Below are 19,684 nucleotides of genomic sequence, written 5' to 3'. Positions count from 1 at the left end.
GTTGGTTAACAATTCCCCAGACGAAAGTTTGTCATCATGGTGCTCATGCGACGGGGCCATTCATTAGCCATTCCACTTCGCCATCAGATAAAGAGTCGCGGCACGGCATGCAAACACATGCCGCCCGCCGCGACCATCCACTCACCACACCACGACCGGGCAGCGCTCCGACCGCGCGCCGCATGACGTCGAGCCGTACACGACGCATGCCGCGCCGCAGCAACATGCGCAGCATCCGAGCCGCCATTTGGCAAGCGCGTTAACAACTTGTTTCGGAATGACCGGAACCGTGCCTGCCCGATGCGATCTCACTTGCACGCAGCACTGCTGCGCATCCCACTCAATCAATCACGACTCGAGGGAGATAACGTGAACGTGAAATACTTACCGCTCATCGCATTGACCGTGGCAATTTCTGCTCATGCCGCTGAACCTGCCGTGCAGAACGTGGGACAAAGCCAGAAAGACGCGCCCGAGGTCTCGGCGTGCATCGCCAAGACCTGGGCCGACAAGTCGCAACAACAGGTGATCTCGCAGAACGTACTGGCGAACGGCCTCGCGACCGACGTGTACGCACCGGGCCAGCAGCCGCCGAACGGCGCCGCCGCGATGGTTCGTCCGTCGTGGAAGCCCGGTGCGAAGACCTGGGTCGGCGTGCGCGGCGATGCAGCGTCCGCCGGCGACATCAACGCCTGCCTGTAACGAAGTCACGAGAACAGGCGCTTCGGATGGCCTTGCGCCATCCGCTTGCGACGAGCCCCGCTTCGGCGGGGCTTTTTCTTTACCGCGCGCGCAGGGCGCGGGTCTTACAGGTAGCTGCAGACGTAATCGAGCGTCTCGAGCACTTCGATGTCGAAACGGCTCTTGCCCGGCACCGAGAACGATTCGCCGGCGCCATAGGTCTGCCATTCGCTGCTGCCGTCGAGCTTCACGCGGCACTTGCCGGCCTGCACTTCCATCAATTCGGGCGCATCCGTGCCGAAGTTGAGCGCGCACGGCAGGATCACGCCGAGCGTCTTGCGCGTGCCGTCCGGGAAGAGCACGGTATGCGACACGCACTTGCCGTCGAAATAGACGTTCGCGCGCTTGACGACCGATACGTTGTCGAATTGGGTTGCACTGGTCATGTGATGCCTCTGATTGCTGGATGCCGGATGGCGATGGAGTAAGGAGGCCGGCCGGAGCGGCGGGCCGGCCGCTATGATACCGGCTTGCGCGACGCGCGCCGCAATGGCACGCGGCCGGCGCATGCCGGACACGCGATCATCAGGACCACTACACGATCCGCGCGGAGCGTGGACTCACCGCAGCCCCTTGCGTCGCGCGGAATCGCGCAGGCAATCGAGCAGCATCGCCGCGGCCGGCGTCAGCGGGCTGTCGCGGCGCGTGACGACCTGCACCGATACGCCCGGCAAGCGCTCGCGAATCGGCAGCACCGCGAGTTGATCGCGCGCCCATTCGCCTTGCAGCAATTGCTCGGGCATCGATGCGATCAGGTCACAACCGGTCATCAGGCTGTGCGCGAGACCGAAGCTCGGGCATTCGACGACACGCGCCGGCACCGGCAGCCCGTACGCGACGAACGAGTTGAACAGCACCTGCGTGGAGCTTTCCGGCGACGGGTTCATCAGCCAGTCGGCCTCGACGAGATCGGCGAGCGACGTGGCCGACGCGAGCGGATGCCCTTTGCGCGCGACGATCAGCGAGCGGCTCGCGTAGAGCTCCGCATGATCGAACTCGGCGGCCAGCAGTTCGGGCACGACGACGGCTACCGCGAAATCGAGCGAACCGTCGTGCAGGCGCGGCAGCGCGACGCCCGGAAACCCTTCGACCAGATTGACGCGCGCGACCGGAAAGCGGCGCCGGAATGCGCGAAATGCGTCGGGCAGGATCGTCACCGCCGCTGCCGGCGTGATCGCCGCCGAGACCGAACCCGTCATTGCGCCCTGTGCCTGCTCGATGTCGTCGCGGGCGCGCTGCATTTCGGCGACGATCAGCCGCGCGCGCACCTGCAGTTGCTGGCCGAACGCAGTGAGCTGCACACCGCGCGCGGTGCGCACGACGAGCGATACGCCGAGCGCGATCTCCAGCTCCTTGACCGCCTTCGTCAATGCGGCCGGCGACACGTTCAGGCGCCGCGCGGCCGCGCGAATGCTGCCTTCCTCCGCGGCGGTGACGAACGCTTTCAGCTGATGATATTTCATGGGGCAATGCGTGATTCGTGGAAACCCGGTGCGCGGCGCGACGCGGTGGCTCAGGGTATTCCCGAGCGGCAACCGACGGTGTGCACCAAAGCAATTTAGCAGCTTCTGGTACCCAAAAGAAATTTATATGCTTGGTCGTCATATGCGCGTCAAACGCTCCACCCGCCCCACAGGAGACCCCATGCTGCAAGCCGTGAACCCCGTCATCCCCGGCATCGCCGCGATCGCCCCCGACCTCGTCGAGGTGCGCCGCCGCATCCACGCCCATCCCGAACTCGCATTCGAAGAAACGCTCACGAGCGATCTGGTCGCCGAGCTGCTCACCGGCTGGGGCTACGACGTGCATCGCGGCATTGGCAAGACGGGCGTGGTCGGCGTGCTGCGCGAAGGGCAAGGCACGCGCACGGTCGGGCTGCGCGCCGACATGGACGCGCTGCCGCTCGCGGAAACTACGGGCCTGCCGTACGCGAGCCGCCACGCGAACAAGATGCACGCATGCGGCCATGACGGACACACCGCGATGCTGCTGTGCGCGGCGCGCCATCTCGCGGCGACGCGACAGTTCTCCGGCACGCTGAACCTGATCTTCCAGCCGGCCGAGGAAAACTTCGGCGGTGCGAAGGCGATGATGGACGACGGCCTGTTCGACCGTTTCCCATGCGATGCGATCTTCGCGATCCACAACATGCCGGGCCGCGCGGCCGGCGACATGGCGTTCCGCTCCGGTGCCGCGATGGCGTCGGCCGACCGCGTGACGATCACGTTGCGCGGCGTCGGCGGCCACGGCGCGATGCCGCATTTCGCGCGCGATCCGATGTCCGCCGCGGGCAGCATCATGGTCGCGCTGCAGACGATCGTCGCACGCGAGGTCGACGCGCAGCATGCGGCGGTGATCACGGTCGGCAGCGTACAGGCCGGCGAAACCTTCAACATCATTCCCGAAACCGTCGTGATGAAACTGTCGGTACGCGCGCTGAATGCGGACGTGCGCGCGCTGCTCGCACGTCGCATCGAAGCGCTCGCGAAAGGCCAGGCGGAAAGTTTCGGCATCACCGCCGAAGTCGACTACGACTACGGCTACCCGGTGCTCGTCAATCACGCGGAACCGACCGCGTTCGCGGCCGACATCGCGCGCCAGATGCTGGGCGCCGAACGCGTCGAAACCGACGCCGCGCCGTTGATGGGTAGCGAGGATTTCGCGTTCATGCTCGAAGCGCGCCCCGGCTGCTACGCGTTCATCGGCAACGGGACCGGCAGCAAGGGCGGCTGCATGGTGCACAACCCCGGCTACGATTTCAACGACGACATCCTCGCGATCGGCGCGAGCTACTGGGTACGCATCGCCGAAGCCTGGCTCGCGGCCTGACGGCCCTTCACCACGCAGTTTCGCGCTTAATCGGGGAATCCCATGGAAACGTCCGCCCTTCCGTTCGCCGGCACGCCGGTCGATGCCCGCGCCGCCGCGAAGAAGCGCCGGCTGATCGCGGCCGCCGCCGTCGGCAACGCGCTCGAGTTCTACGACTTCACGGTCTACAGCTTCTTCGCAATCCTGATCGGCAAGCTGTTCTTTCCCGTGCATTCGTCGTTCGGGCAGTTGATGCTCGCGGTCGCGAGCTTCGGTGTCGGCTTCGTCACGCGTCCGCTCGGCGGGCTCGTGATCGGCATGTATGCGGACCGCGCCGGCCGAAAGAAGGCGATGATCCTCACGCTGCTGTTGATGGCGCTCGGCACCGCGACGATCGCGGTCGCGCCGACCTTCGCGCAGATCGGCATCGCCGCGCCGCTGCTGCTCGTGCTCGCACGGCTGCTGCAGGGGTTCGCGTCGGGCGGCGAAGTCGGCGCATCGACGACATTGCTGCTCGAACAGGCGCCGCAGCATCGTCGCGGCTTCTATGCGTCGTTCCAGTTCTCGAGCCAGGGGCTCGCCGCGCTCGCGGGCGCGCTCACCGGCGTCGCGCTGACGTCGACGCTGAGCGCCGCGCAACTCGAAAGCTGGGGCTGGCGCGTGCCGTTCATCATCGGCACGCTGTTCGTGCCGCTCGGCTACTGGCTGCGCCGCACCGTCGAGGAAGTGCCGGCGGCGGCGCCCTCGCCCGCCGCTGCGCACGACGAACCGATCGCATCGCTGCCGCTCGCCGACGTGCTGCGCCATCACGGCAAGGCCGTGTTCGCCGGCCTCGGCGTGACGATCGGCGGCACGTCGATCCATTACATCATCGTGTTCTACATGGCGATCTACGGCGTGCAGGTGCTGCACTTGCCGACGTGGCTGGCGATGACGGCCGGCTGCGTCGCCGGGGCGATCCTGATGCTCGTGACGCCGATCGGCGGCCATCTGTCCGACGTGTTCGGGCGCAACCGGATCGTCTGGTGGACGCGCATCGTGCTGATGGCCGCGATCTATCCGGCGTTCATCGCGCTGAACCGCTGGCCGGGCGCCGTGTCGCTGCTGTCGATCATCGCCGCGCTGTCGATCGTGCATGCGATCAACATCGGTGCGACGGGGGCAATGCTCGGCGAGTTGTTTCCGCGAGCGGTGCGTGCGACGGGCGGTGCGCTCGTGTATAGCGTCGGCGTCGCGATCTTCGGCGGCTTCGCACAGTTCTTCGTCACGTGGCTGATCGCGGCGACCGGGAATCCGAATGCGCCGGCGTGGTATGCGATTGGCTGTGGCGTCTTCACGCTGCTCGCGATTCGTTGCATGGACGAGAAGGCCGGGAAGGCGCTGGACTGAGCGATGGCCAGTGCGCGGCACGCGAAGCGGCATTGACGTCGCGCGCGCGCATCGGGCATCATTGATCCATGCACAACGCCGCGATCACCCTTTCGACGACCACGCGCACGACCGCCTTCGGCGGGCCCGTGCGGCGAGTGCGCGCAAGATCGTAGCGTCACCGATTCCCACAGGCCCCGCCGGTTCCGGACGGGGTCTCGTCGTTTCTCCGTCTGCATCGGCCACTCAGGAGAAACGCAATGTCCGAAGTCCCTTCCCCGAAACACGCGCTGCTCTTGATCGACATGCAGGTCGGGCTGTTTCATGGTCCCGATCGTCCGCATGACGGCGAACGTGTGCTGGCCAATATCAACCGGCTGATTCGCCGCGCGCATGAAGCCGGTGCGCCGGTGTTCGCCGTGCGTCACACCGGCCCGGCCGGCTCGCCGATCGCGCCCGACGCACCGCTGGCCGCGCTGCTGCCGGCGCTTGCGATCGATACCGCTCGCGACATCGTGTTCGACAAGACGCGGCCGAACTGCTTCGCGGGCACGCGGCTCGCCGAGTGGCTGCATGCGGCCGGTATTGGCGAGATCGTGATTGCGGGGATGAAGACGCAGTACTGCGTCGATACGACGTGCCGTGCGGCCGGCGATCTCGGCTTTCGCGCGGTGCTCGTTGCGGATGCGCATACCTGCATGGATACGCCCGCGCTGGCAGCCGAGCGGATCGTCGCGCATCACAATGCGACGCTTGGCGGCCCGTTTGCGACGCTGACGACGACCGAGGCATGCGTGTTCTGACGCACGGCGCCGACCGGACTTCGATGCGCGAGAGCGCGCGTTGCAATAGCTTCAGCGCCAAACACGCACATCATCGCGTGCCCCGACGAGTCGTGCGACGCATCGCCACCGTCTAGATCCTCGACGCTTTTCAGTAAGATGCCTCTCTGGGCTCGCCGGTTCCGACGGAGTCTTTCCGCGTCTCCGTCCATACCGGTCCCTCTCGAGAACGCGATGTCCGATCCGCTATCCTCAACGCGCACTCTTCATCAGCGACATGCAAGCCGGGATGCTTTACGGTCCCGAACGTCCATACGACGAGAGACGCGTGCTCGCCGACATCACCCTGCCGATCTTGTCCCGCGTCGGAGGCTACCGTCCCGACTTTACCTCGACGAGCCGCCCCTCGAAGTTAACAGTGCGAAACATATTCACGCCGAGATTGAGGAAACCTCGGCTGACGCAAAAATCCGTCAATATCGGTTACTGAATATCAATTGCACGCGAACGTAAGCGGCTTTTTCCTGCCGTTGTGCAGTTTCCGTAATCTCATCAGACTCATATTCTGGCGTCGGACTATTGGGCTGCGGGAACTCGGAGAATGAAGATTCGACTACGATGACCGTTGGACAATACGACGCACATCGTGACCTGCAGAGGCCTTACGACGTTGGATATGCACGACAAGCTGCGCGGCTACTATGAACAGGAACTGGCGAAGCTGGAAGATCAGTTCCCAACCTTCTCCAACGAGTATCCACGAATTGCGGCTCGCCTGAGCTTTACAGGCGGACAGACGGACGACCCACACGTCCAGCGGATGATGCAGGCGTTCGCGTTGATGGCAGCCGAAATCCGCGCCCGCCTGGACGACGGCGCACCGACGTTCACCGACGCGCTGCGTGTGCACCTCACCGGGGAACGCCAGACCGTCGTAGCTCTGCTGGATACCGTTCTGATGCGTGTTCGGGGCACGTTCGTCGAAGCGGACGACAGCGGCCGCTGGATACCCATTGCGGGGATACCGGTCGCACAGGTCGGGTTTGTTCCGGACGACATGCTGCTGCCGCCGTCCCGAACCTCGCCGCTGGTTCAACATTGCGGCGACGAAGATGCCGCTGCAATTAGCCGTCGACCTCACGTGCACGAATCGTGATTGGCCGTCGCGGATGCGGATCGGCTCGCCCAAGGGCGATTTAAAGAACGAAAACGACCAAGTACCTTGCAAAATCACGCTGCTGAAACAGCCGACGCCGACTTATAGCGCGTCCCGTGAGACGGAAGCGCTGTGGCGCGTGATCACGTTGACGACGGCCAACCTGACGCAGTTGACGCGTGAGGGATGGCCCGACTTCGTGAAGCTCATACGCCAGCTTGCGCCGAATGACCGTCGCTCCGAACACATCGGGGCACTTTCGTTCGTCAAGCGAAACGTCGTCGAGCGACTACTGGCGATCAAGCCGCATTCGGCCCTTGTGAGAGGCTTCGAAATCGTGATGGCGGCAGACGAAAGCGCGTTCGTTGAAAACAGCATGGGAACGTTGATCCGTCTGCTCGATGGGTACCTGTCGCGCTACGCGCCCGCCAACGGTTTCACGCAGCTCGTCGTGCTGTCGAAGAACGACGGCTCCGTGATCGTTCGCTGTCCACTGCGACCGGGCCTCGCGCCGCTGTTGTAGCGTTACACGAGGCTCGAAATCAGGTAACAGCCGCACGTAGCGCGATGACCGTGCCGCGCAATCGGGATGCCGTTGTCCTTCATCGATTCGTCGCCCTCTTCGATGATGTTCGGCGACACCTCCGGATGCTGCGGACACGACACGCGGTCGCCTTTGCGCGCGACGTAGCGGCCATCGAATTTCATAGTCGATGACCCGGTTTCGACTTTGCCGCCGTGATCGGTGTCGTCACCGATTCGAATCAAATTGATCATCTGTCGAGTGTCAAGGCGAAGTGAAGGACAAAGTCACCAGTTTTTAAAGAAATTAAGTCTAGCTGTACAAGCGTTGCGCTCCTCCTGTAACTTTGCCGCAGTCATCTTGCAATTCAGATCTACATATTTAACCCAATTTGGATTGCTTCCGTCGGGTGTGCTTTTTATCAACTTCGATATCACCTTGGTGGTGTCGCCGTTTTCGTAAAGATTCGCCATGACGGATAGCGACCGCCTGAAATCGTCCATACCGACAGATGATTCTAAGTAGCGAATTTCATTTGTTCGCACCTCCGTTGCCGATGTCAGGCAAGTCCATTTGTCGATAGATGCCTCCGCCCCCGGAGAGGTGGCATCAAAAGCCGCATCGCAATATTTCTCTTTATACGCAACCCATGCTCGTTGAGCTGCAATGAGATTTTGCCTCTCCGGAGAAGTGGCTTTTCTTAGAAATTCATTGTAGCTTCCATTTAAAATTTTATCGGCAGCCTCGTAATTTTTTCGCGCGCAATTGGTTAACTCTGCGTTGGTTTGACCATCGCAGACCACCTTCGAAAAGGCTACGCTCGAAATAAGCATCAGTGCAAAAAAAACGATATTCTTCGTCACAATCTATCTCCAACAGTCACAAGTCATACCTTTCTCGAACAGAACTGCCTCTTTCTCTCGCCGTTTGAGTAGACCATCGTTCCCAGTTCCTTCCCACAGTACTTTCATGGCACGTAACTGCACGGCAACTTCCGGGAGGTTCTTATTCTCAATGGCTGCTCTAATGTTCCTCATGTGAGCTCGTGATTTTTGTCCGGGCTTATCTTCAAGTTGAGCTCCTCGATTATAGACTAAGCTGAGCAGCGCTCCTTGACAATGAGGATGTAATTTTGTAGTACCCGGGAATGCATCAACGGTAAACTGAGCGTAACGCTTTTTGACCCTCTTTGCCATCTCAAGGGCCTTTGGTTCCGATATTTTTATATCTGCAAAAGATGGAATAAATTTGCTCGCCGCATCCCCTCGTTTTCCGAGTGCGGTTAGTAACCGGGTAATTTCATCCTCGGTAAAGAATCCATCCAAATCACTGCGAACCATCGCTTCGGTTTGTTGCCCCAAGTCATAGCCGTAACCAATTGTTACGCCGCTGGATTGGCTATTTTTTGGAACGTATGGGATTTCACCAAACCCTTCCGAATCGAGGATAAGGTGAAAACCTTCTACGGAGGCATAGAACATTCCCTCTGTGGTGAGAAAGTCCAGCACGTTAGTTTTACATTTTGCGCTACAACCCGTGAAATTCCCGATCAACCCAATCGGATGAAGGTGCCACGGCGAAAGGTCCGTAGGGAAGCCATCGACGCCCTTGATTTGGTCCCACCACTGAAGCTTCGCGAGTCGATCAAGTTCCGTCTTCCACAGCTCGGTCTGCTTCTGCATGAGCGGGGTGAGTTCTTCCCACTTGCCCAGACCGCCGCCCCATTCGGTTTCGTTGCGCACGACCAGATGCGACACCGCTTCAGCCATCCACTGCGTTTCCAGTGCGTGTTTCAGTTCTTGCGCCGTCACCTTCCCGTCGTGGTCCGTATCGATCGCCTGTTCAATCTTCGTGATGAATTCGCCAGCGTTGACCTTCACCGCTTCCACCGCAAACTCGGTGCCTTCCTCGTCCGGCAAATATTGCCCGGTCGTATGGATATGGCGTTTGAACATGTCGGCCGGGCTGACGCCGCCGTTGTCCACCAATTCGAAACCCGGCCATTCCCACGGACTACGAAGCTGTACGTGCGGGTGATCGGTGTCGCACACCCAGCCAGTCAGGCCGGAGCCGTCCTTCGAGCCAACCGTGATGTTCCACCAATGATGGCCCTTGTCGTCGACCGCGACATTGCCCTCACCGAGCTTGTCGAGTTCAGTACGGCGCAACACGTTCCTGAAATCCGCGCCCGGTCCGCTTGCCTTGGAAACATCCAGCGGAAAATTCTGCCATCCCGCTACGTTCGTCGTGCTGATCGTGTTCGCCAGACTGCTTTCGACCCACAGCGGGTTGCCGACGGGCGCTAACTTTTGTTGGGCCTTCTGTTTGCCTTTCGCGGGCACATTCGTCACGCTGTTGGGCTGCACCTTGATCCAGCGCGAACCCTTTGCATCACCTATTGGCACGAGCTTCAACCCGGATTGGGTCAGTTTCTGGTCCGGTGCGGGAATTTCGCTGACCAGCTTCGCCCCCGGTTCGATTTCCAGAAGCTGTTTGTTTTTCTCGTTCAGTTCTTTCGCACGCGCACGGCTTCGATCGATGAAGTCCTTCAAGTCCGGCCCCGCGAACACTTCGAGATGCAGCATCGGGTAGTTCGGCTTCGGTGGTATCGGACTGGCCTTCATCGGCCATTGATACTGGCCGACGTGGGCGACGACTTCGCCCGCCTTGACGTGCTGCGGCTCCTTCAGGATCACGACCGTATCAAGCGGCTGCGGGTCGACTACGACGTCCAGTTCCCCCTTGAACACGTAACTCCACTGCGCTTGGGGGGACACCGGCTTACCGACTTCGGCAGACAGAACCGTGCCCGACTTGATGGACTTGATCTTGATCCAGTCCGGGTGAGCCGGGTCGCCTTCGCCCGCAATGATTTCGGCCCCGGTCGGCAACACGCCGATAATCTTGCTCTTGCCGCTCGGCAATTCTCGAATGTTCAATCCCGTCTCGGGCGGCGGCAGGGCGACATCCTGATCGGTATCAGCGGGCGGCGGTACGTTCTCGTTCGCATTGTTGATCGGCAGATCGTCGGCCCCGTCGGTGTGTTTCGCGGGCGGCACGGGCGCTTTCGGCTTCGGGATAGCTTGCTTGTCCTTCGCCTTGCTGCCGACCCGATAGTAGCGCTCACCTTCCCAATACGACATCGGCACGGGAAGCGCCGGATCGGGCTTCGGGTTCGATTTGGCCTGTTCGATTGCCTTCTGGTAGCTGGCCCAATCCATCGTGTGCATGTACAGACTGAAGAACACGAGCGGCTTGTCGTTCGCCGGTTTGCTGTCGGATGGCGCGGGAGTTGCCGGAGCGGACGCGGGTGCAGGCGCGGCGGTGGTCGATGCGGGCACGGGTGCCGACGCAGGAGCCGATGCGGGGGCCGCCGCCGGTTTCGGGGGTTCCTTCGGGGCCGGTTTCGGCGGCAGTTTCAGTTCATGCCGGACCAGTACAAAGCCGGTCGAAAAGTGCGCCAGCCTGTTGTTCGGGTACGTCGTTTCCTCGTATTTCGTGTTCAGCCGGTACGCGACGATCTTGCCGTCTGCAATCGCATGCACGCCGCTGTCCAACTTGAGCATTTGCGCACTGCCGTCGTCGAAGTGCACGCCCCCATGCCACATGCCGCTGACGCCCAACGGATAAAAGCCGGTCGCGGACTTCGCCAGCGCCTTGAAATACGTCGTCGGGTCGGCCACGTCGCTCTTGTCTGCGGGCGTGAACGGGTAGGACCAACTCAGCGGCGTATCGACCGGCTCGGCAGGTTTGGCGGCCGGGTGCGGCGCGGCCGCCGGATGGTGCTTCTTCTTATGGGTCGTTTTGGTCATGATTCCCGACTCGGATTCGGTTTTCAGGATTTCTTATGTTGATGCGATACCGGCTGTGCGATTCAACCGGAGAACAGCGCGGAACGCCCCCCATCGACCGATACCGGCGACGAATGCAGCGGATTTTTCAGCGTGCCGCTTGCGGCTCCCGTTTTCTCCCAATTTGCGCACTTTTCCAAAATCTGGCCCGACGTTGCGTTCTCGATCATGTTCGCCGTCAGCTTGATATACGAACCGTTCGCGCCGATCCAGATTTCATCGGCCGACAGATACATCTTCTTGCCCGCCGTAATCTTCACATCCTGCGAAGCTGCCAAACTCATCGAATCATTCTGCGCCTGAAGGTCTATCGGGCCGCTCCCCGCGTAGATCTTGACGCCGAGTTTTTCCGCAAACAGGCTGATTTGCTCCAACACACTGGCGAGTAACGCCCGTCCGGCTGCGAGGTTGATGTCCTCTCCGGCGACCACGTTGGTTTGCTTGTTTGCCGTGATATGCGCCGACCCTTGCGTCGATGCGGCAATGCCTTCCGGACTCGACAACAGCATGATCGGCTTCGCGAAGCCGTTCGCGTTGCCCGTGCCGCCGCCTGCCGTGCGGCCGCCCTTCGTCGTGCCAGCCACCGGGTGCTGCGTTGCGTCCGTGAAAGTTTTCAGTGCATCGTGGCCGTCTTGCTGACTCTGCGCCCGATTCGTCTGGCTCGCCTTCGACGTCGTCGCCAGCATTGCTTCGGCGCGGGTAAGCTGTTCGGACGCTGCCGTCACGCTCAGCGGTTGGGTCGCGGCGGGTTGCGTCGAAACGTAGAGCCCTTGTTCGGCCCGCACCGCACCGTAGCCCAATGACTTGAGGTCAAAGCCCTGCCCGATGAACGCGCCGCGCGTGTTGCCCGAATGCTGGATCAGATAGCCCAGGTGCAAATGCGAGCTATAACTCGTCGAGTACAAATGCACGCGGTTCTGCCCACTGGCGTCGTCCATCATCAGTTGGTTATAACCTTCACCGCCGTATTCGCGCGACAACAAGCCCGAAGTCAGCCCGTGCGTGTGCCATTCGGGCATGCTTTCGCCGCCGTGCATTCGCGACAGAATCACGGGGCGATCGCAATCACCGTTGATGAAGCCGATCAAAACTTCGTCGTTCTTGCGCAGCGGAAACATGCCGCCGCGCTTGTGGCCCGCGTCGGGCATCGCCGCGCGTATCCACGCCGATACGTTTTGGTCGCCGTCATTGAGTCGATTGGACGTCAGCCGAACCTTCGCTCGCAGCATCGCATCCGTATAAATTTCTTCGTCCTCCGGACCGCCGATGATGCCCGTCTGAAGCTGCATGATCGGTTTCTTGTGTTCGAACGGGCTACGAAACGCGACGCGGCGCCGTTGCGCTTCGATTTCGACGTGGAAGAAGCCAACGCCGCCGTCGTCATGGCGCACGGACGAACCCGCACCGCTCGCGCGCGCTTGCTCGACTTCAGCGCGTAGGCTCCTGCGAAAACGCATCAGGTTCTCGAGTCCCGGCACGTTATTCTGGATGAGCCAGTTTACCGAGAGGATCGCCATTTCACGATCCTGGTCCGGCTGCGCATCATGCACCGGGTGCCCGGTCAGCACCCCATAGCGGCCAGGCCATGCGCAACGCAATGCGCCCACACCGTAGAAGCGTTGCGCGCGTGAGCGCCATTCTTCGGTGACAACGTTTGCCTGAGCCTCGCCCATGTCGCGATCGGACCACGTATGCGACCCCGTGTATTCGTACTGCTCTCCCAGCCCCGGCACATCGTCAAGATCGAACGCGGGCATCGTGACGTGCTTCGAAAGGTCCGGACGTTTGTAGTCGAATGTGCCCGTGTCGAGTTCGGCCGACTGAATTTCTTGCGAGTCGATCCACTCGCTAAGACCATCGAATTCTTCGTTCTGCACCGAGCGGCTAAACAAAATGGTCTTGTGCTTCAACTCGGGAACCGAGAAAAGATCGTCCATGATGACGACCTTGTGAGACTTGCCGTCCTGCGCAATATCGAAACGCGGAAAAAGGCCGAGTTCTTCAAATGTACGGTGGACGTAGTTCCAGTCGGATTCCCATTGCATCCGCTGAGAATACGAGCGCAACGATTGACGCAGTTGCCAAGTAAAGTTGCCGGCCGCCTGCGGATACTTTCCCAGCACATCGGACACGGTTTGTTGCGCGGGCGTCTCGATCCAGTCACGCCTGTCACTACCGAGCCTCAGCAGCGCAAGGAACGAATTGAATCGGAGCTGGTAATAGGTGTTGGCTCCGTCCCCGCCCAAGCGACTGAACGCAGTCACATAACCGTGAACCGGCATTTCGCTGCCGTCCGTTTGCCGAATCCACAGTGTCACGGATTGACGGATCAGCGCCTTGGCCTGAATCGTTTCGAGTCGCGTCGACGTTGCGTCGATCGTGAATTCGAAGTCTCGCCCGAGGCACGCTCGCCCCCGGACATAAAGTGGGACCAACCAGTCTTCGCCAAGCGGCGTATCGAGGCGGACAATTCGTCCGTGTTGCACGTATTGCGTGCGCAGTGCCTTATTCAGGAGATCGGAAACCATCAGGCTACCCCGTACCGTGTAGTAACAAAAACGGCCGCCGGGAAGCGCCGGGCGGCAGATTGGTATCTCATCGAAATAGGAAAAGGCCCAGAATTTTCCGGCCACTGCGGGGGGCTTTGGGCATAGACACGATTCAAGCCGCACACCGGACCCGAGCCGAATTCATCATATCAAATCCAACTCGAATTCAACTTACGTCATGCTTTCGAGCACAACGATATCGTCGGGCGGCACAGGCACGCGGCCCTTGGGGTCGCTGCATTCGGCAGCAGTAACGACAGCGCCCACCGTAGCCCGGCCGGCCAGATAGTGAGAAACCGAATAACCGTCGTTTATCTTGGAGCTTTCAGTCTATAAACGTTAAAAACTGTGAAGCCATCGAGCGCGGACTCCCCGCAATGCAATGCGCGCGCAAGCCATGCGCCCCCTGCCAGCTAATCGATAGCCAAACAACGTGCGGCAGGCGACATGAGAAATGCCCGGTCGACACGACGCCTCCGATTCCGCCTACCGACATCAATATGCTTGCGACAACGCTTCGCAAGCGCTGTAAACGCAAAAGGCTCGGGTTCGATCACCCGAGCCTTTTTCACTGACACAAACCGCCCGCGCTCAGAACGTATGCATCATCCCCACATACGCGCCTGTCTGCGACTCGCCCGTTATCGGGCTCGTCCCCGACGTCGCATCACGCGGTGTCGCGAGCAGCGAGAAGTTCGAATTCCCGCCATTACGCACGTACGCAACCGTCCCATACAGGAACGTGCGCTTCGACAGGTTGTACGTGGTCCCGAGCACGTACATGATCGCGTGCCCCGACGGGTCGTGCGACGCGTCTCCACCGCCATCACCCACCTTCACGTAATACCCGCCCCCCGTCACGGCCCACTGCGGCGTAGCCGAGTAGGTCGCGCCGAGCCAGTAATGATCGGCACGATCGGCAACACCAGCCGGGCTATCCGGCGCCTGGTAGTGCGTATACGCGCCCTGGATCTTGAACTTCGACACCTTCACGTTCGCACCCACGAAATACTCACGCGACGCCGTAAAGATATTGCTGAACTTGCCGTTGTTGTCGCGCAGCTCGTCGTAGATGCCGCGCACATCAAGCACCGGCGAGTGGTACGAGATCATGATCCCGTCCGAACGGCCGAAATCGTCGGCCGCTCCGTAGTTGAAGCCGCGCGACTGGTTGCCGAACGCGTATTGCGCCTGCACGTCGAAGCCGCCGATCACCGGGCTGTGATATTCGATGTTGTTGCTGGTCTGCTGCCAGTTGCGGCCGCGCACGAGCGACGCCGACGAAAACGCCTGCTGGACGAACGGATCGAATTCCCACACGCCGTCGCTGTCGATGAACAGGTTGCGGCCAGCCTGCAGCTGGCCCCACGTATTGCTCTTCAACCCGACGTACGCGCGCCGCGACCACATGCGCCCGCCGCCCGTCTGGCCGTTCATCACCTGGAACGCGGTTTCCAGGTTGAACACCGTCGACAGCCCGCCGCCGAGATCCTCGACGCCCTTCAGCCCGAACATGCTGGTGCCCCAGTCGCCGCTTTCCGCGCTCCAGCGCGTCCCGCTGCCACCGTTCGGCTTCGCGATGTGGTTCAGGTATTCGACGCCGCCGTCGATGCGGCCGTACAGCGTCACGCTCGTCTGTGCAAACGCAGCCGCCGGCGTGGCGGCCGCAATCAGCCATGCGAAGTATTTGAGTCGCAAAATGATGCCCCCTCGAAGTCTCGACCGTCCGGCGCGCACCCCATGCACGCGCCTCGGGTCCGCTTATCCGCGATCGATCGAAAAACGTCCGGGGCCCGCCGCGCAGAGCGCGAGCAAGCCGCCCGAGATCGCGATGTTCTTGTAGAAATGAATCATGTTGTTGATCTGCTCGCCGCCCGTCATCGTCCAGTAGTGGTGGCCGATGATGCCGGTGCCGATCGTATACAGCGCAAGCAGCAGCGCGAGCGCGCGCGTCTGGAAACCGACGAGGATCGCGAGCCCGACGAACAGCTCCATCACGACGGAAATCGCCGCCGAAATGATCGGCGCCGGCGCGCCCTCGCTCCCCATGAACGCGATCGTACCGGAGAAGTCGATAATCTTCTTCCAGCCGAACATCACGAACAGGATCACGAGCAGAATGCGGGACAGCAGCAGCAGCACATCGCGCTGGGACGCGAGAAACGGTTGATTCGGTGTCATGGTGTGATCAACGAAAACGATGCGCGCAACCGCACGCACCGGATTGCCTGTGAACCGGGGCGAGCGGCCAACCGCGCCGCCCGCCCCGCTCTGCAACAACCGGCATCGGGGCCCGCCCGATGTGCTGTGCTCCTCCTCTTTTCTGTTGTCGCCCTGCTTCGTTGCGTGCCGCGTCAGCGCAGCTTCGCGACGTCCTGCTCGGTCACCTTCGCCGCCGGATTGCCGAACTGCCCGGTCAGGTAGTTCGTCAGCGCGGCGATCTGCGCATCCGACAGCTCGTGACGGAACGCGGGCATCCCGATGTCCTCGCTGCCGGCCTTGCGCTGCACGCCGTTCAGGATCACCTGCACGAGGTTGGTCGGATTCGGCGCGCCGACCGTCGAGTTGTGGAACAGCGGCGGGTAGTAACCGTCCGGCGAACCCTTGCCCTGCATCTGGTGGCAGGTCGCGCAGTTGCCGAGATACAGCCGCGCCGGATCGATACCCGACGACGCGAGCGCGACGCCGCGCAGCTTCAGGCCATCCTCGGCCGGCTTGCCCCACGACGAGCGCGACTGCTTCGCGTCGCCGCTGGCCACGGCCGGCACCGTTCGGATGTACGTCGAGATCGCGCCGATGTCGGCTTCGGTCATCTTCGAGAAGCTGTGCTCGATCGCCTCGGCCATCGGGCCGGCCGCCTGCGCGAGGCCCGGCACGCTGCCGGTGCGCAGATACTGGACGAGCTGCTGCTGCGTCCAGCCGCCGATCCCCGCGTTCGAGTCGGACGTGATGTTGTAGCCGTCCCAGCCCGCGAGCACCGAGCCCGACAGGAAACTGCCGCCCGTTTCGTCGAGCGACTTCTCCTGCATCGCGACGCCGCGCGGCGTGTGGCACGTGCTGCAGTGCGCGAGGCCCTGCACGAGATACGCGCCGCGGTTCCACTCGGCGCTCTGCGCCGGCTTCGGCTGATAGACGCCGTCCTTCAGGAACAGCCAGTTCCAGATCTTCAGCGGCCAGCGCATGCTGAGCAGCGCGGGGATCTCGTTCTTCGGCGGCGCCTGCTTGACCGGTTCGACGCCGTGCATGAAGTACGCGTACAGCGCCTGCACGTCGTCGTCGTTGATCTTCGCGTACGACACGTACGGCATCGCCGGGTACAGGTTGTCGCCGTTCTTGGACACGCCGTGCCGCACCGCGCGCTCGAAATCGTCGAACGTCCAGTTGCCGATGCCGGTATCGGGATCGGGCGTGATGTTGCTCGTATAGATCTTGCCGAGCATCGGCACCGGCATGCCGAGACCGCCCGCGAACGGCTTGCCGCCCTTCGCGGTGTGGCACGCCATGCAGTCGCCCGCGACCGCGAGGTATTCGCCGCGCTTGACCTGCGCCGGATCGGCGGAATCGGCCGCGCGCACGAGGCCCGGCAGCGCGAGGCAGCCGGCGAGGAGGAAGGTGAGAGTAGATTTCCGCACGGTCAGACTTCCTTCTTCAGCGTGTCCGACATCCGCAGCGCGAGCGCCGCGATCGTCAGCGTCACGTTCACCGTACCGACGGTCGGCATCGTCGAGCTGCTCGAGATGAACAGGTTCGGATGGTCGAACGTGCGGCAGTCCTTGTCGACGACCGAGTCGCGTGCATCCGCGCCCATGATCGTCGCGCCCGTGATGTGGTTGTTCGGCGCGAACTCGTCGTTGAACACGACGTCGGTGCCACCGAGTACCTTCGCGGCGGTCGCATAGACCTCACGCGTGTGCACGGCGCCGCGCTTCACGTAATCGTCGATCGCATACGTGATCTCGGGGCGCGGGATGCCGATCGCGTCGGTGGCCGTCTTGCTCGGCACGATACGGTTCTCGGGCTGCGGCAGGATTTCGTGGAAGCAGTCGAACTGCACGTAGCGCGCGGAACGGTCGCGGATCTGCGCGTCGAGCTCGTCGTGCTTCATCAGCTTGCCGGCCTTGAAGATCTTCTGCGTCTCCTGGTTGATGCGCGACATGTTCGACAGGTGGATCTTCTTCGCGGCTTCGGTCGCGCGGAACGGGCCGTCGCGGAAACCGATCAGCGACGTCATCTCCTGCGGGCCGCGGCCCGGCCACAGCTTCTCGCTCGCGTAGAACGACACGCCGGTGCCCGGATGGTCCATCAGGTTGCGGCCGACCATGTCGGAGCTGTTCGCGACGCCGTTCGGGAAATCGCGGTTCGCGGACATCAGCAGGATCTTCGGCGTCTCGATGCCGTTCGCGGCGAGCACGAAGTACTTGCCCTCGACACGATGGTCGGCGCCCGTCTTGTCCTTGTAGATCGCGGCGACGATGCGCTTGTCCGGGCCCGTCTCGAGCTTGTAGACGACCGCGCTGTCGATCAGCTTCGCGCCGGCCTGCTCGGCCTTCTCGACGTGGACGATACCGTTGTACATCGCACCGATCGGGCAGATCGGCATGCAATTGTTGTTCCCGCAACAGGTCGGCCGGCCGTCGTACGGGCGGCTGTTACGGGCAACCGGCTCGGTCACCACGTGGAACTTCGGGTCATAGCCGTTCAGCGCGCTCTTGATGGTCTGCTCGTTGAACGACAGCGGCAGCGGCGGCATCGGGTACGCCTGCTTGCGCGGCGAGTACAGGTCTTCCTCGGGGCCCGGACCCCACACGCCGAGTTCTTCCTCGGCGCGCTGATAGTAATGCTCGAGGTCGTCGTACTGGATCGGCCAGTCGCGGCCGACGCCGTACACGGTCTTCATCTTGAAGTCGTTCGGGATGAAGCGCCACGCCGACGCGGCCCAGTGCCACGTCGTGCCGCCCACCGCGCGGATGTACTGCGAGTTGAACTTGTGCTCGCCCTTCAGGATCAGGTAGTCGTTCGGCGGGCCGTATTCCGGATGCGGGGCCCACGGGCTCGACGGGTACGGCGCCATGAAATCGGTCTTGTCGGGCTGGTTGCGAAAGCGCTCGACGATTTCCCAGCGCGGCATGCGCGGGCCGGCTTCCAGCAGGATCACGGACTTGCCCGCCATCGCGAGCTGATGTGCAACGATCGCGCCGGCGACACCCGATCCGACGACGACGATGTCGGCTTTTTGCGTATCGGTATCGGCCATCAGGCTTGCCTCTCGATCGGTTTTTCGGCCCAGAAGCCGGGTTTGTTGGGGCAATACGAAGGGATCACGAGCGTATCGGACACCACGCTGAACATTAATGCTTCTTCGTAGGTAATCACGACGTTGTCGACGATGCCGAGATACCACGCGCCGAGAATCGTCAGTGCGAGCGATTCCTGGTCGGGATTCAGCGAGCCGGATGCGAGCGCACCGGCGAGTTGCGGCAGGCTGTCGGCCGTCTTGAACGAGCCCTTCTGCAAGGCCTGCAGATAGCGCTGGCCGGTGATGCGGCTCAGCCCTTTCTTGCCGGTCAATGCTTCGGAAAGCGTCATGAACGTATCGAGCGGCGCGGTGCCGGGATCGTCGGCCAGGGCCCGCAACGCCAGCGAGCCGGTGAGGCCCGCCGCCGTCAGCGCCAGTGCGCCCTGCAGCCATTGACGCCGCGTGATGCCGGTTGCGGCTGCGTCGTTGTCACGACGCGATTGGGGGGTGTTGTCGTTGTGCATGTTTCCTTCTCTCGAACACCGGATTCGGGAAAACCACGCTTGATATTTCTCAAACATTGGCGCGGACCTGCAATGTACGCGCACCAGCCGGATCAAACAATCTTTTTATAGTTCATTTAATGTTCCGCAATCCGGGACAATCGAAA

At 62.0% G+C, this 19,684-nt stretch carries 17 protein-coding genes; 6 read left to right on the top strand and 11 right to left on the bottom strand.

From position 1 onward, the window contains the following. The first annotated feature begins 369 nt into the window (after positions 1-369). Entirely contained in the window at positions 370-702 is a 333-nt protein-coding gene (locus tag HWX07_RS04620; RefSeq protein ID WP_171984430.1) for a hypothetical protein, read from the top strand. Between the two features lie 104 nt (positions 703-806). On the opposite strand, the gene HWX07_RS04615 is transcribed toward HWX07_RS04620, so the two are convergent. Continuing rightward, entirely contained in the window at positions 807-1,127 is a 321-nt protein-coding gene (locus HWX07_RS04615; protein WP_006478890.1) for a pyrimidine/purine nucleoside phosphorylase, read from the bottom strand. A gap of 174 nt (positions 1,128-1,301) precedes the next feature. Beyond that, positions 1,302-2,204, bottom strand: coding sequence for a LysR substrate-binding domain-containing protein (locus HWX07_RS04610; protein ID WP_175875357.1), 903 nt, complete (start codon positions 2,202-2,204; stop codon positions 1,302-1,304). Between the two features lie 181 nt (positions 2,205-2,385). Here HWX07_RS04610 and HWX07_RS04605 point away from each other — a divergent pair, with 181 nt between their 5' ends. The 5 genes from HWX07_RS04605 to HWX07_RS04585 all read left to right on the top strand — a co-directional run bounded on the left by HWX07_RS04605 (position 2,386) and on the right by HWX07_RS04585 (position 7,378). Continuing rightward, complete coding sequence (locus HWX07_RS04605) at positions 2,386-3,570, top strand: M20 aminoacylase family protein (protein ID WP_175875356.1); 1,185 nt, start codon at positions 2,386-2,388, stop codon at positions 3,568-3,570. Between the two features lie 42 nt (positions 3,571-3,612). Further along, positions 3,613-4,938, top strand: a complete 1,326-nt coding sequence (locus HWX07_RS04600) for an MFS transporter (RefSeq protein ID WP_175875355.1) — start codon at positions 3,613-3,615, stop codon at positions 4,936-4,938. 239 nt (positions 4,939-5,177) lie between these two features. Beyond that, positions 5,178-5,720: a cysteine hydrolase family protein gene (locus tag HWX07_RS04595; protein ID WP_175875354.1), complete on the top strand. Its 543-nt coding sequence runs from the start codon at positions 5,178-5,180 to the stop codon at positions 5,718-5,720. 655 nt (positions 5,721-6,375) lie between these two features. Next, positions 6,376-6,855 carry a type VI secretion system baseplate subunit TssF gene (locus HWX07_RS04590; RefSeq protein WP_175875353.1) on the top strand — a complete coding sequence of 160 codons (480 nt, stop codon included), beginning with the start codon at positions 6,376-6,378 and terminating at the stop codon, positions 6,853-6,855. Then, the gene (locus tag HWX07_RS04585) at positions 6,812-7,378 is read left to right on the top strand and encodes a type VI secretion system baseplate subunit TssF (protein WP_175875352.1); all 567 of its coding nucleotides are present in this window, start codon (positions 6,812-6,814) and stop codon (positions 7,376-7,378) included. Before HWX07_RS04590 ends, HWX07_RS04585 begins: the two co-directional genes overlap by 44 nt. 2 nt (positions 7,379-7,380) lie before the next feature. Here HWX07_RS04585 and HWX07_RS04580 read toward each other — a convergent pair whose 3' ends face one another. The 9 genes from HWX07_RS04580 to HWX07_RS04540 form a co-directional block, all read right to left on the bottom strand. Next, positions 7,381-7,632: a PAAR domain-containing protein gene (locus HWX07_RS04580; RefSeq protein ID WP_175875351.1), complete on the bottom strand. Its 252-nt coding sequence runs from the start codon at positions 7,630-7,632 to the stop codon at positions 7,381-7,383. 33 nt (positions 7,633-7,665) lie between these two features. After that, a complete protein-coding gene (locus tag HWX07_RS04575) occupies positions 7,666-8,241 on the bottom strand; it encodes a lysozyme inhibitor LprI family protein (protein WP_175875350.1) in 576 nt (191 codons plus the stop codon). A gap of 3 nt (positions 8,242-8,244) precedes the next feature. Continuing rightward, positions 8,245-11,190: a pesticin C-terminus-like muramidase gene (locus HWX07_RS04570; RefSeq protein ID WP_175875349.1), complete on the bottom strand. Its 2,946-nt coding sequence runs from the start codon at positions 11,188-11,190 to the stop codon at positions 8,245-8,247. 62 nt (positions 11,191-11,252) lie between these two features. Beyond that, entirely contained in the window at positions 11,253-13,757 is a 2,505-nt protein-coding gene (locus tag HWX07_RS04565; RefSeq protein WP_175875348.1) for a type VI secretion system Vgr family protein, read from the bottom strand. A 612-nt stretch (positions 13,758-14,369) separates the two neighbouring features. Next, positions 14,370-15,476 (bottom strand): porin, encoded by a 1,107-nt coding sequence (locus HWX07_RS04560; RefSeq protein ID WP_175875347.1) that lies wholly within the window; start codon positions 15,474-15,476, stop codon positions 14,370-14,372. 63 nt (positions 15,477-15,539) lie between these two features. Next, positions 15,540-15,959 (bottom strand): DoxX family protein, encoded by a 420-nt coding sequence (locus tag HWX07_RS04555; protein ID WP_124460759.1) that lies wholly within the window; start codon positions 15,957-15,959, stop codon positions 15,540-15,542. 173 nt (positions 15,960-16,132) lie between these two features. Further along, the gene (locus HWX07_RS04550) at positions 16,133-17,410 is read right to left on the bottom strand and encodes a cytochrome c (RefSeq protein ID WP_175875346.1); all 1,278 of its coding nucleotides are present in this window, start codon (positions 17,408-17,410) and stop codon (positions 16,133-16,135) included. Between the two features lie 2 nt (positions 17,411-17,412). Further along, positions 17,413-19,032, bottom strand: coding sequence for a GMC family oxidoreductase (locus HWX07_RS04545; RefSeq protein WP_175875345.1), 1,620 nt, complete (start codon positions 19,030-19,032; stop codon positions 17,413-17,415). Then, a complete protein-coding gene (locus HWX07_RS04540) occupies positions 19,032-19,538 on the bottom strand; it encodes a sugar dehydrogenase complex small subunit (RefSeq protein WP_006478877.1) in 507 nt (168 codons plus the stop codon). Before HWX07_RS04540 ends, HWX07_RS04545 begins: the two co-directional genes overlap by 1 nt. Positions 19,539-19,684 lie beyond the last annotated feature (146 nt).

It is taken from the genome of Burkholderia sp. BCC0097 (assembly GCF_902832985.1).
Taxonomy (GTDB): Bacteria; Pseudomonadota; Gammaproteobacteria; order Burkholderiales; family Burkholderiaceae; genus Burkholderia; species Burkholderia orbicola.
The sequence above is the reverse complement of the archived record's forward strand: the minus strand, read 5'-3'. Positions and strand labels throughout refer to the sequence as shown.